Source organism: Allofrancisella inopinata, from assembly GCF_012222965.1.
GTDB classification, from domain to species: domain Bacteria; phylum Pseudomonadota; class Gammaproteobacteria; order Francisellales; family Francisellaceae; genus Francisella; species Francisella inopinata.
Genome location: NZ_CP038241.1, coordinates 120,700 through 133,780 on the forward strand (window position 1 = coordinate 120,700; position 13,081 = coordinate 133,780).

The following is a 13,081-nucleotide window of genomic DNA, read 5'->3' on the forward strand; positions in this document are numbered from 1 at the left end:
GAGCTCTACTATGTGGAACTATTCTCCGCTTAAAACTATTCTTATTTTAGGACCTATGGTCTTTGCTTTTGCATTAGCTATGGATGTTTACATGCCTGTTCTACCTGCTATGAAAGAGTCTCTACAAACAACTCAGTCAATGGTACAAATAACATTGTCACTATTTTTAGTAGTAACTGGAGTAGGTCAGCTTTTTCTTGGACCGTTATCAGATCAGTTTGGTAGATTTAGAATTATACTACTATCATCATTGTTATTTCTGTTAGGTTCGGCTTTGTGTGGATTATCAGATACTATAAGTCTATTAATTTTTTCAAGGGTCGTTCAAGCTTTAGGGTGTTGTGGTTTATCTGTAGTCGCTTTCGCTATAGTAAGAGATGCTTTTTCTGGTAAAACTAGCTCAATGATATATAGCTTTATTAATGCGATAATATCGATTTCGCCTATTATAGGGCCGCTTATTGGTGTGGAGTTAGCTATACATTTTGAGTGGCAAGCAGCATTTGTTTTACTGACGTTTTTAGCATTTTTAACTTTTTTAATAATAGTTTTTTTTGTTAAGGAAAGCTTGCCAATAGAAAGACGTAAAAAAATGTCTTTAAATGTTTTTGCAAGATATTTGCAAGTTTCAAAATCATTACAATTTTGGGCTTATTCTCTGACAGCAGTCTCAGGTATGTCAGCATTTTTTGTATTATTTTCAATGACACCATATATCATTACTTATTTAGGGTACCCTTTATCTAAGATATATGTGATGTTTGGTTTAGCTGGTGTTGCTTATCTTGTAGGCTCATTATTTGCTGGGGTGGTGGTAAATAAACTGGGGGTTTATAAAACGGCTATATTAGGAGTCAGTTGTGTATTTACAGCTGGCGTCTTATCTTTGGCAATATATCTTATTTATGGTTTATCTTTATGGGGTTTTTTTGTTCCTTGTTTCTTTGCTACTTTTGGATCAGCTTTTACCTCAGGAACTGGAGCTAGTGGTAGTTTAGAGCCATTTTATGAAATTGTAGGAGTAGCAGCTGCGTTGTTTGGTACTATGGAGTTTGCTATTAGTGGACTGATAGGAAGTGTTGCGATGATATTTCCAGCAACTAGTTCTCTTCCTATTGCTATAACCATGATTATTACATCTATTATTACAATAGTACTACTAACTTGCATTCATAAGAAAAGACCTATGTTATGAGAAAAATCAAACGTTTATCGATACACTTCTTATTATTTATTTATGCGTGTTTAGAATGTTATAGTTATGCTTTAGATGTAGAAAAAGATGCACAAAGTATCTTTGTGGATAATAAAAAAGAAGAAATAATTTTAACGTTTTACTCATTATCGGATAAGAGTCTTAGTTTTATTAAGTTAATTTACCAAGGTAAAGAATATACTTTACCTCAAGTAGTGTCGGCCGATGGTGCTAGGTTTGATGATGGCAGAGATATAGCTATTTGGTTAAAAGGGGATCGTCTATATTTGGATAAAAATACCCAGACCTTCCAAAGAAAAGAGTTTTTCTTGGATACAAGTAAGTAGAATTATATTAGGTATACAAATTTCTTTGATCTAAATAGAAGCATAAATAATGGGACTGTTGCAAACTAAAATTATATGTTTCTAACTGTGTTAAAAATATTCTCAAAATGCTCATTTACTACGTGTAAACAGTGCTTTTTCGAACATTTTTGCCTTGTTACCATCCATCTAATTCCAGCTTGCAACAGCCCCATTAGTCATAAACTCCTTCGTGATAAATGCACCAATTTATGTTGGAATTGGTATTACGTGTGTTACAATTTCATAATGATCAATTTTATAGAGCTTCTAAATTTAATGCAAACAGAACTAATTTATATTAAAAATAATGGGGATGATTTTACACTAATTGGCGAACTTCCTGGCTCTAAAGATGTGTTTTATAGTTATACATTACCTGTAAATGAGATAGGTAAATTAGAAATTGTAAAATCTGAGAAATATATTTTCTTTTTAGATCTATCTGACCTAGGTTTGGATACGATACACAAATTTGTTTTTAAATTTAAAAATATGTGTTTAGCAAATATAAATTTTTGTGTTATTTATGAAGTTGGCATTGGTGAATTAGGTGAGATAAAAGAAAAATATGACCTTATAGATAAACTTCAAAACTTGCTTCCAGAATTAGATATTTATATGACTTTAAAGTTCTCGTTTAAGAAAACTTCTTCTTATATATCGCCAGAATTATTATGTTTATGGAATAAAGCTTTCAAATTTATAAAAGATGGTAATCTAGAAATAAATAGCATGTCTAATTCTGTTAGGTCAAGTTATGGAGAAAATAGGTTTAATAGACCATTGGACATTTCTAGTGTGGATTCTATAAATAACTCTGAAGCTTGTGTATCAGAAGTTTGTTATTTATCAAACAGTTCTCTTTTTTCTTCATCTGATTGTAGCAGTGAGAAAACTCCATTTAAGTCAGATAAAACTTCTTTAATTAAATCTATTAATTGGAATCTTAAGAAATATGTATATGCTTCACCAGCTGCTCGAGCTTATGTGAGATATATGACTAAAATGTATGAAAGAAACCTTCGGTAATGTCACAATTCAACATTTAGCTATAATAGATGGGAATTAAGAATAAAGTTTGTGTAAATGAATATACGGAAGGCTGTTAGAAACATATAATTTTAGTTTGCAACAGTCCCATGCATAGTTAAATAGAAGTTCTGATTATAAATTTTTAATCATTAGAGCAAATTTCATATCTTCAGGTGATACATTATCAAATCTTATCTTAGCCTGATAGCCACTACCTTTTGCTTCTTTCAAGTGGTTACCATCTTTATCAAGCATGTTATCTAATACTATTTGTCTGCTTCCTGATGGTAGCATTAGCTCAATACTATCACCTATTTGAATTTTGTTGCGGGCATTAATATCAGCATAACCAGTATGCTCATCAAAATGCGTAATTTCACCAACGAATTGTTGGGTAGAACTGCGAGAGTCTGAATTATCATATTTCTGGTATTCGTCATGCACATGGCGACGATAGAAACCTTCTGTATACCCTCGATGTGCCAAGCCTTCTAGTTTGTCCATTAAAGTCATATCAAAAGGCTTTCCTGCTAGAGTGTCTTTGATGGCTTGATCGTATAACTGAGCAGTTCTAGCAGCATAAAAGAAAGATTTAGTTCGACCTTCTATTTTAAAGCAATCTACCCCAATTTTTGTTAGATATTCAACATGTTGAATAGCTCGTAAGTCTTTTGAATTCATTATATACGTGCCATGTTCATCTTCAAACATGGGATTAAATTGCCCTGGTTCTTTATCATTTTCTATTAGCACAACTTTTTCTGATGGTTGACCGAACCCTAAGGTCGGCGTAACTGCTGTAGGTATAATATCTCCCCACTCGTTTTGCTTAGCTTCAGCAACCTTATAATTGTTTCTACAAGCGTTATTACAAACTCCTTGGTTAGGGTCTCTATGGCTATAATAGCCTGATAATAAACATCTCCCCGAATAAGCCATACAAAGTGATCCATGTACAAAAGTTTCTATTTCCATGTCAGGAACATTTTCTTTTATTTCAGCTATTTCTTTTAATGACAATTCTCTAGAAAGTACAACTCTTTTTATACCAAATTTTTGCCAAAATCTTACTGTCTCATAATTTACAGCATTTGCTTGTACTGATAAATGTATTTCTTGGTCAGGAAAATGTTCCCTAACTAGCATAATCATACCTGGGTCAGACATTATCATAGCATCAGGTTTGAGTGCTATGACAGGAGTTATATCTTTTATATAAGTTTTAATTTTTGCGTTATGAGGAGCTATATTGTTTGCTAGCATAATTTTCTTACCTAAAGCATGAGCTTCATTTATAGCTGTTTCAAGGATTTCTAATTTTGAAAACTCATTATTACGGGCTCTTAAACTATATCTTGGTTGCCCGATATAAACAGCATCTGCTCCATATGCAAAAGCATAACGCATTGCTTTAAGTGTCCCAGCAGGGGAAAGTAATTCTGGTCTTTTCATATGATACCTTATTAATTAAAGAGTAGTTTTTAAAGAAAATCTAAGTAACTTCTTAGACTTTTATTTTATTGTTTATTTTATTGGTATGAATTTTAACTTTTTTTGGTTTATTTTCCAATTCTAAAAATTTGCATAGTTTTCTTTAGTAGTCTATTGTGTTATTATCTTAAGACTAACGTAGTTAAAAATTTATTACTTAAACTATAAGGCCTTATAATGAACTTTGAATTTGCTAGAGAAAATATGATCAAACAGCAAGTTTTGCCTGAGGGGATTCCTGTTGGAGCTCTTGTTGATGCTATGGCAAATATTTCTCGTGAGAAATTTCTACCACAAGAGTACCAAAGTTTAGCATATTGTGATACTGGTTTTGTAATAAATGGTAGGCAAATAAGAAGCCCGATGCTAACGGCGAAACTGATAAATGCTCTTGGGGTTAAGTGTGATGATAATGTTTTGCAGCTTGGCTTAGATTGTGGTTATACAACGGCAGTTTTAGCGAAAATTAGTAAATATGTAGATGTTTTAGACTATGATGAGAAGGTAATGGGTTCTGTTAAAAGATGTCTTGTAACTCAACATATTCAAAATATCGACTTTAATACGGTAGAGCAACTTCAATCTATGGTTGATAGTCAAAAAAAGTATAGTTGTATATATATTTTGAATCCAGTAAAAGCAGATGAGATTGATGAGTCATTATTAGGTTTGCTAAAGATATCAGGAAGGTTTGTGTTTGTAGTCCGAGAGGATGTCTGTGATAAAGCCTATTTGACAACTAGAGTGGGTAATGAATTGTATGAGAAAAGTTTTCTTTTCGATATATATAACAAATAAGAAATAAGAGTTAATATGCAAAAGAGTTTATTAGGTTTGGCATGTTTTCTTGGTGCTAATTTGGTTTTTGCAGCAGAGATAACACAAGAAGATACTAAACCTAAATATAATTCTGCTGGTAGACCTATAGGTACAGATATTTTTGAAAACCCATATAGCGTCGCTAAACAGTATGCTAAAGCTGACCAAATTAAGAAAGATAATCGATTTTATGATCTTAAAAAGGCTGATGAAGTTGCTACGGTTGGTTCTACTAAAGAAAAATTTTATAGTTTAATAGATATTTATAATTTAGCAGCTGAACATAACGCTGAGTATCTAGCAGCTAGATCGACTTTTGCTTCTAATATAGAGACGGTGCCAAAAGCTCTTGGTGGGTTACTTCCAAAGATCGACTTTCAATATAACCTTAGAAGAGATATTTATGATGAGTTTGGAGGCCAAGTTAGAGACACCGCAAACAATTTCAACTTCAGTGGAGAACAGGTGCTTTTTGATTGGAGTAAATGGAAAACTTTTACACAGGCTACTTACCTACAAAAATCATATGCGATGATTTATGCAAAAGCAGAACAGACTCTTATTATAAATACTGTAACCGCATATTTTGAACTTTTAAGAGCCGAGCAGGCACTACAGTTTCAGCTTGCAAATGAGGCTTGGAACAAAAAATTATATAAAACACAAGAGTATCAGTATAAAGCAGGTGCAGTTTCTTATGCCGATTTAAAAACTACAGACGCGCAATATCGCCAAGCAATAGCTGATAGGGTAGACGCACAAAAAAGTTTGATAGCTGCAAAAGCCACAATGGCAAAACTCATAGGTAAGAGAATAAGCTCTATTTTATATATTTCTAAATCTACTGAGTTTGAGCCTCCTACACCAAATGACATTAATTATTGGTTAAAGACGGCTGAGCAGTATAATTTGGATATTGCGCAAAAAGAATTTGAATACCAAGCTGCCCAAGAGGGTGTAGGTATACAGTGGGGTAACTTTTTTCCAAAAGTTGACTTAACTGGTGGAATCCGTATGTCAAGGAACAATCTTTCTGGTAACCCTCAACAAATAAATCTTATCCCAACAAAATATGATGTAGCAAACATCTCAGGTAACGTTAATTGGAACCTTCTAAAAGGTGGATCTGACTTTGCTCAGCTTAAGCAAGCAAGCTATGACAATCAGGCCGCTAACTATGCTTTACTTCAAACTAAACGAGAAGTTTATGCTGGTACTGTTGAAGCTTTTCAGACTGTGGTTTTGGATTCGATTAGGATAGAGGCATTTAAAAAGTCTGTTTATGCTGGATTAGCTTCTGTTAAAGCTATTTTAGAAGGCTTTGAAGCAGGTACACAGACAGTAGTCGATTTGTTAAACCGCCAGACGATACTTGTACAAGCCCAGCTTTCATTTGCTGATTCTATATTCAATTATGTTGAGCATTACGCTCAATTAAAGCAATTGCAAGGTAGTTTGACATATAAAGATGTGGAGTATATAAATTTACTATTAGGTAAGACAAACATAATTTCACAAATCGCTATTGAATAAATCTTATTATCATATATGCAAAATATCTACGTTTTTATCTTAACAATTAAAGATTTTATAGCTACAGATACAGTTAAAGTTATAAAGAATAAGTTTAGTATAGAGGGTGGCTCCAACCAGAAACTATTTTCTAATTTTATTAGATATTGGGTTTTTAGTGAATTTTTTGATATTAGTAAACCTGTTTTTTATGTAGATAGTAATAACAAGCCTTTTTTAGAAAATTCTGAAGGTTTAAAGTTTAGTATTAGCCACACTTCAGAAACAGTAGTTATTGCAGTAGCAAGTAATGATATAGGAATAGATGTTGAAAATATAAAAAGAAAAAGAAAATTTCTTAATGTGGCTGAACGCTATTTTAATGAGAGAGAGTACCAAGTATTAAGGGAAAGTAGTAACTTAAATAAAGATTTTTATACCCTTTGGACTCTAAAAGAAGCTCAAGTTAAAAGAAATGGGCTAGGAATAGCTTATGGCTTTGCTGAGGCTAAATTTAGCAGAAATAATAAAAGTTGGTACAGTAATTACTATCCTAATGATTTTTTCTCATTTGAAAAGAATGAGGATGTTTTTTCAGTTTGCAGTAAAGATGTAGCAAGTAAGGATATAAGAGTTTTTGAAATTATGAAAAATTTTAGTTTCCAGGAATTCACGGTAGCGCGATTTTTGGGTTGAGCCTATTGTTTATGTAAACAATAGTATTACCTTTGAAGTTTTATAAATAATGAGAAAAGTTCTAAAATAGGCTTAAGTTTTTGAAATTAAATTAACCTCACTAGGGTTTTAAAGTTAGGTAGGATATAGTTACTAGCTTAAAAATAGATTTTTATTGATACAAATATTGGTATAATGGTCCAGTTGGTAATTCTTTAGAGAACAGAGAAATCTTATGTGTGGAGTAATAGGGGTTGCTGGTCCTAGTCAGGTTAGTTATTTATTGTTTGATGGTTTAAGCCTTTTGCAACATAGAGGTCAAGATGCTGCTGGCATTGCAACTATGGATCAAGGTCGTTTTTTTATTCGTAAAAATACAGGATTGGTAAATGAAGTTTTTACTGATGAGAAGCTAGAGAAGTCTAGAGGTAAAATCGGTATAGGTCATGTAAGGTATCCAACAGCTGGAAGTTTAGGAGCAGCAGATAGTCAACCTTTTTATGTTAATAACCCTCATGGAATAGTCTTTGCCCATAATGGTAACTTAACTAATGTTAAAGAGCTTGCTACAGTATTGCACGATATAGAAAGACGTCATCTTAATACGACTTCAGACTCGGAGCTTTTATTAAACTTTTTTGCTTGTGGTATGAATAAATCGCGGGGTTGTCCAACACCTCAAGCCGTTTTTAAAGCAGTTGAATTTGTTTTTAAACACGCAAAAGGCGGTTATGCTTGTACAGCTATGATAGCTGATTTTGGTTTAATAGCATTTAGAGATCCTTTTGGTATTCGTCCTTTAGTGTTTGGTGTTAAAGAGTATGAGAATGGTGAAAAAGCATATATGGTGGCTAGTGAGAGTGTTTCACTAGATATATCTGGCTTTAGAGTTTTACGAGATGTTGAACCTGGTGAAGTTATTATTATAACTGAGGATAGGAAAATTCACTCAAAAGTTTGTGCTAAAAAACCAGTCTTAGCACCTTGCTTATTTGAGTATGTGTATTTTGCCCGACCAGATAGTATCATGAATGGAGTTAGTGTCTATCAAGCAAGAGTAGATGCTGGAAAAATGCTAAGTAAGAGGATCTTAGAAGCTTGGAAAGGTAGTGAGATAGATATCGTAATCCCAGTTCCAGAAACAGGTCGTGCTTCTGCTCAAGAAATAGCAACAGCATTAGGTGTTGAGTATAGAGAGGGGTTTGTTAAAAACAGATACGTTGGTAGAACTTTTATAATGCCAGAATCAGCTGATAGAAAAAACTATGTTAGAAGAAAACTAAATCCAATTCCAGCAGAATTTAAAGATAAGAATGTTCTACTTGTAGATGACTCTATAGTGCGAGGTACAACATCTAAGCGTATTATAGAGATGATTAGAGATCTAGGGGCAAAGTCTGTTTATTTAGCTTCTGTGTCACCTGCAGTATGTTATCCAAATGTTTATGGTATAGATATGCCTACTAAATCAGAGTTGATTGCTCATAGTCGATCAGTAGAGGAAATTCGCCAATGGATAGGAGTTGATGGGCTTATATACTTACCTTTATCAGACTTAAAAGAAGTAATTCAAAAGCAAAACCCTGACATAGTTGAGTTTGAAGATAGTGTTTTCTCCGGAAATTATATTACTGGCGATGTTGATGAGAGATATTTAGATGAGCTTGAAAAAGAAAGAGTTGCTTTAAAAAGAGAAGCACTAAAGTATAGAGGGTTTGATTAGGTGGATCTGTTGCAAATTAAAATTATATGGCTCTAACTTTGCTAAAAACTTTCTCAAAATGTTCATTTACTATATGTAAACTGTGCTTTTTCGAATATTTTTGCCTGTGTTTCACCCGTTTAATTTTAATTTGCAACAGTCTCTATATACAAATATAAAAAATACAAGGTGGATGTATTAAATAAAGCATATTGAGTGAGTCAACATAAGCTTAAGTCAATAGCTTAAAGAACGACGTTAGAGTGGCATGTCAAAGTATAAAAAGGTATCAAATATGATTAAGGTTTTCGAAGGTTTAAGTGCATTATCTCAATTTAAAAAAGATAAGCTTTTGGCAGAAGCTAAAGCTATTTCAAAAAATGTAAACTCACTAGAAGCTAAGTTTTTACATGTTTTGGAGCTAGAAAATCAGCTAAGTCCAGCTCAAGAAAGGATTATTAGGTCACTGTTGGATTATAATAAAGAGTATGGTGCTTCTAACCCTTGTGGTACAACGTTTATAGTGGCTCCTAGAGTTGGGACAATTTCTCCATGGTCATCTAAAGCCACAGATATAATTCACAATACTGGAATTTCCACGGTAAAAAGAGTTGAGAGAGCGATACTTTACGGTATAGAGGGTAATATTTCCGTACAAGAGTTAAAAGATATCCAAAACCTTTTACATGATCGCATGGTTGAAGAGGTTTTTGCTGGTAAGTCTAGTTTGGAGCACCTTTTTAAAAGAGCTAAGCCTAAGCCAATGGAGTTTATTAATGTTTTAGAAAAAGGCGAGCAAGCTATTAAAGCTGCCGATAAAAAATTAGGGTTAGCATTAAGTGAACAAGAAATAAGTTACTTAGCTTCAGAATATATCAAGCTAAACAGAAACCCTACAGATACAGAACTTTATATGTTTGCTCAAGCTAACTCAGAGCATTGTAGACATAAAATCTTCAATGCTAAATGGACTATAGATGGCGAAGAACAAGATAAATCTTTGTTTAAAATGATTAAAAACACTACGCAGAATGCATCTGAAGGAGTGCTATCAGCTTACAAAGATAACGCAGCTGTGATAGAGGGTGCAACGGCTCAGAGATTTTATACAAATACAGAGACAGGTGTATATGGCTTTAAGCAAGAAGAAGTAGATATCCTGATGAAAGTAGAAACTCATAATCATCCTACAGCTATTGCACCATTTAGTGGTTCGGCAACTGGTGTTGGTGGTGAGATACGTGATGAAGGTGCAACTGGTCTTGGAGCAAAACCAAAAGCAGGTTTAACTGGTTTTTGTGTTTCTAACCTTAATATCCCTAATTTTGAGCAACCTTGGGAAGTTAATAAATATGGTAAACCAGACCATATAGTTACACCTTTGCAAATTATGTTAGAAGCACCTATTGGGGGAGCTCATTATTCAAATGAATTTGGTCGACCAAATTTGTGTGGTTACTTTCGTACTTATGAGCAGCTAGCAAAAACATCAAATGGTAAAGAGACGTTTGGTTACCATAAGCCAATTATGATTGCTGGTGGTATGGGCAATATCAAAAGAATGCATGTTGAGAAAGGTGATATCAAACTGGGAGCTAAGTTAATTTGTCTTGGTGGTCCTGCTATGCGTATAGGTTTAGGCGGGGGAGCTGCCTCTTCAGTAGTATCCTCTGGTGCTAATTCTGAGTTAGATTTTGCTTCTGTTCAACGTGATAATGCTGAAATGGAGCGTCGTTGCCAAGAAGTAATTGATAAATGTTGGCAGATGGGTGAAAAAAACCCTATTACATTTATTCATGATGTTGGCGCTGGTGGTATCTCAAACGCTTTTCCAGAACTTGTAAAAGATGGTAATGTTGGTGGCCACTTTGAGCTAAGAAAAGTTTTAGTGGGTGAAGAGGGGTTGTCACCCTTAGAAATTTGGTCAAATGAATCTCAAGAAAGATATGTATTATCAGTAGACCCACACAACTTGGAATTTTTTGAAAATTTATGTAAGCGTGAGAGATGTCCATTTGCTGTGGTTGGTGAAGCTATTTCAGAAAAATATATTACGTTAAATGATGAGTATTTTGGTAATAAGCCTGTTGATTTACCAATGGGGTTGTTATTTGGTAATACACCACAGATGCACATTGATGTTAAAACTGTCAAAGTTGAGCAAGATGCTTTCGATACAAGTATTATCAAGCTTGATGATGCGATTGAGCGAGTGCTAAAAGTACCAGCTGTAGCTTCTAAATCTTTTCTTATCACAATTGGTGATAGGAGTATTACAGGTATGGTGGCGCGTGATCAGATGGTCGGTCCATGGCAGGTGCCAGTTGCAGATTGTGCTGTAACAACTGCTACTGTAGATAGTCAAGCGGGTGAAGCAATGGCAATGGGCGAGAGAACTCCAGTAGCTACGATAAATGCGGCTGCTTCTGGAAGATTAGCAATTGCCGAAGCTGTAACAAACCTATTAGCAGCTGATATTAGAAAGCTAAGTGATATTAGGCTGTCGGCAAACTGGATGGTTGCTGCAAATCAAGGCGATGAAAACCAAAAGTTATACGAAACTGTCAAAGCAGTCGGTATGGAATTTGCTCCAGAGCTTGGTATTGCAATACCAGTCGGTAAAGATTCAATGTCGATGAAAACTAAATGGTCTGACAATGGGCAAGAAAAATCTGTAACATCGCCACTTTCGCTGGTGATTTCAGGATTTGCTCCTGTAGCTAATGCACGTAAGACTTTAACACCAGTCTTAGTTGATGACAAAGATACTACTTTGTTACATATCGATTTATCAAATGGAGCTGGTAGGCTAGGTGCTTCATCTCTTGCACAAGCTTATAATCAAGTGGGTAAGGTTGCTCCTGATGTAGAGGCAAGTAAGCTAAAGGCACTATTTGAGAATATCACTAAGCTAAAATCAGAGAATAAAATTCTCGCTTATCATGATGTTTCGGATGGTGGCGTATTTGCTACTTTAGCAGAGATGTCCTTTGCTGGGCGTAAAGGTCTAGATATTAAGCTACAAACCCAAAAAACAACTGTCATTTTGGGCTCCGATCCGGAATCTCAACCGGTTATGCTTGAGAATGATTCAGTACTAGCTAAACTTTTTGCTGAAGAGATTGGTGTTGTAATCCAAGTGAAAAATAGTGACGTTGTATTAGTTCAAGAGCTATTTAAAGATACGCAAATCCACCTGTGTGCAATAGCTAAGCTAAATTCTAGTGATGAGATAAACATCTTTGCAAATAGTGAAAAAATATATTCAAATACGTGTATAAATCTACAAAGATGGTGGGCAGAAACTTCTTACAATATCCAGTCACTTCGTGATAACAGTGAGTGTGCAAAGCAGGAATTTGATAGTATTCTAAATACTGATGATAAAGGTATCCATGTCAAGGCTACTTTTGATATTGAAGAAGATATTACAGCGCAGTTTATCAATCTAGAGAAGCCAAAAGTTGCAATCCTAAGAGAGCAAGGTGTAAATGGTCATGTTGAGATGGCAGCTGCATTTACTACAGCAGGATTTGAAGCACATGATGTGCATATGTCAGATCTGCATGTAGGTCGTGTAACTTTGGATGATTTCAAAGTACTAGTAGCTTGTGGAGGGTTTTCATATGGTGATGTTTTAGGTGCCGGTGGTGGCTGGGCTAAAAATATTCTATTTACAGAAAGATTAAGAGACGAATTTAGCAGGTTTTTTGGTAGAAATGATACTTTGACACTAGGCGTATGCAATGGCTGCCAAATGTTAGCGCAATTAAAATCTTTAATCCTTGGTGCTGAAAATTGGCCAATATTTATCAAAAACAAATCAGAACAGTTTGAGGCAAGAACTTCTATGGTCGAAATTCAAGAGTCTGATTCTATTTGGTTTGCTGATATGGCTGGTACAAAAGCACCGATTGCTGTAGCACACGGCGAAGGTCGTCCACTTTTTGAAAATGATTCACAACAACAAGCTTTATTAGCAAGCTCACAAGTAGCTCTTAAGTATATTGATGGGCAAGGCAAAGCTACAGAAATATATCCATATAATCCAAATGGTGCAATAGGTGGCTTAACAGCTGTAACAGCTCTAGATGGTCGTGTGCTTGCGATGATGCCACATCCGGAGCGTGTTTATAGAGCGATTACAAACTCGCATATCCCAGCAGAATATGATGAGTATTCTGTATGGATGAGAATGTTTAGGAATGCTAGAAGGTGGGTCGGGTAGATTAGTTTTAAATTACCTCGCCAGTCTGCGACTTCCATCTTTGCAAAAATTGCAGAAGA

At 34.6% G+C, this 13,081-nt stretch carries 9 protein-coding genes; 8 read left to right on the top strand and 1 reads right to left on the bottom strand.

From position 1 onward, the window contains the following. Window positions 1–10 precede the first annotated feature (10 nt). From E4K63_RS00555 to E4K63_RS00565, 3 genes are all read left to right on the top strand, one after another. The gene (locus E4K63_RS00555) at window positions 11–1,195 is read left to right on the top strand and encodes a multidrug effflux MFS transporter (protein ID WP_133942239.1); all 1,185 of its coding nucleotides are present in this window, start codon (window positions 11–13) and stop codon (window positions 1,193–1,195) included. Further along, window positions 1,192–1,542, top strand: a complete 351-nt coding sequence (locus E4K63_RS00560) for an MliC family protein (protein ID WP_133942240.1) — start codon at window positions 1,192–1,194, stop codon at window positions 1,540–1,542. The genes E4K63_RS00555 and E4K63_RS00560 overlap by 4 nt, the downstream gene beginning before the upstream one ends. Window positions 1,543–1,839: 297 nt before the next feature. Further along, complete coding sequence (locus E4K63_RS00565) at window positions 1,840–2,592, top strand: hypothetical protein (protein WP_133942241.1); 753 nt, start codon at window positions 1,840–1,842, stop codon at window positions 2,590–2,592. A 135-nt stretch (window positions 2,593–2,727) separates the two neighbouring features. On the opposite strand, the gene trhP is transcribed toward E4K63_RS00565, so the two are convergent. Then, window positions 2,728–4,047: a prephenate-dependent tRNA uridine(34) hydroxylase TrhP gene (trhP, locus tag E4K63_RS00570; RefSeq protein ID WP_133942242.1), complete on the bottom strand. Its 1,320-nt coding sequence runs from the start codon at window positions 4,045–4,047 to the stop codon at window positions 2,728–2,730. 216 nt (window positions 4,048–4,263) lie between these two features. On the opposite strand from trhP, the gene E4K63_RS00575 reads away from it, so the two are divergent. The 5 genes from E4K63_RS00575 (at window position 4,264) to purL (ending at window position 13,022) form a co-directional block, all read left to right on the top strand. Further along, a complete protein-coding gene (locus E4K63_RS00575) occupies window positions 4,264–4,884 on the top strand; it encodes a protein-L-isoaspartate O-methyltransferase family protein (RefSeq protein ID WP_133942243.1) in 621 nt (206 codons plus the stop codon). Window positions 4,885–4,899: 15 nt separating this feature from the next. Continuing rightward, a complete protein-coding gene (locus E4K63_RS00580) occupies window positions 4,900–6,438 on the top strand; it encodes a TolC family protein (RefSeq protein ID WP_133942244.1) in 1,539 nt (512 codons plus the stop codon). Window positions 6,439–6,453: 15 nt separating this feature from the next. Beyond that, window positions 6,454–7,113, top strand: coding sequence for a 4'-phosphopantetheinyl transferase family protein (locus E4K63_RS00585; protein ID WP_133942245.1), 660 nt, complete (start codon window positions 6,454–6,456; stop codon window positions 7,111–7,113). 214 nt (window positions 7,114–7,327) lie between these two features. Further along, window positions 7,328–8,815 (top strand): amidophosphoribosyltransferase, encoded by a 1,488-nt coding sequence (gene purF, locus E4K63_RS00590; protein ID WP_133942246.1) that lies wholly within the window; start codon window positions 7,328–7,330, stop codon window positions 8,813–8,815. Between the two features lie 274 nt (window positions 8,816–9,089). Continuing rightward, entirely contained in the window at window positions 9,090–13,022 is a 3,933-nt protein-coding gene (purL, locus tag E4K63_RS00595; protein WP_133942265.1) for a phosphoribosylformylglycinamidine synthase, read from the top strand. Window positions 13,023–13,081: the final 59 nt, after the last annotated feature.

What these genes read in the sequence shown, in the direction of transcription:
- E4K63_RS00580 (WP_133942244.1), top strand. Translation starts at nt 4,900, where the DNA reads ATGCAAAAGAGTTTATTAGGTTTGGCATGTTTTCTTGGTGCTAATTTG.
- E4K63_RS00565 (WP_133942241.1), top strand. Translation starts at nt 1,840, where the DNA reads ATGCAAACAGAACTAATTTATATTAAAAATAATGGGGATGATTTTACA.
- E4K63_RS00560 (WP_133942240.1), top strand. Translation starts at nt 1,192, where the DNA reads ATGAGAAAAATCAAACGTTTATCGATACACTTCTTATTATTTATTTAT.
- trhP (WP_133942242.1), bottom strand. Translation starts at nt 4,047, where the DNA reads ATGAAAAGACCAGAATTACTTTCCCCTGCTGGGACACTTAAAGCAATG.
- E4K63_RS00585 (WP_133942245.1), top strand. Translation starts at nt 6,454, where the DNA reads ATGCAAAATATCTACGTTTTTATCTTAACAATTAAAGATTTTATAGCT.
- purF (WP_133942246.1), top strand. Translation starts at nt 7,328, where the DNA reads ATGTGTGGAGTAATAGGGGTTGCTGGTCCTAGTCAGGTTAGTTATTTA.
- E4K63_RS00555 (WP_133942239.1), top strand. Translation starts at nt 11, where the DNA reads ATGTGGAACTATTCTCCGCTTAAAACTATTCTTATTTTAGGACCTATG.
- E4K63_RS00575 (WP_133942243.1), top strand. Translation starts at nt 4,264, where the DNA reads ATGAACTTTGAATTTGCTAGAGAAAATATGATCAAACAGCAAGTTTTG.
- purL (WP_133942265.1), top strand. Translation starts at nt 9,090, where the DNA reads ATGATTAAGGTTTTCGAAGGTTTAAGTGCATTATCTCAATTTAAAAAA.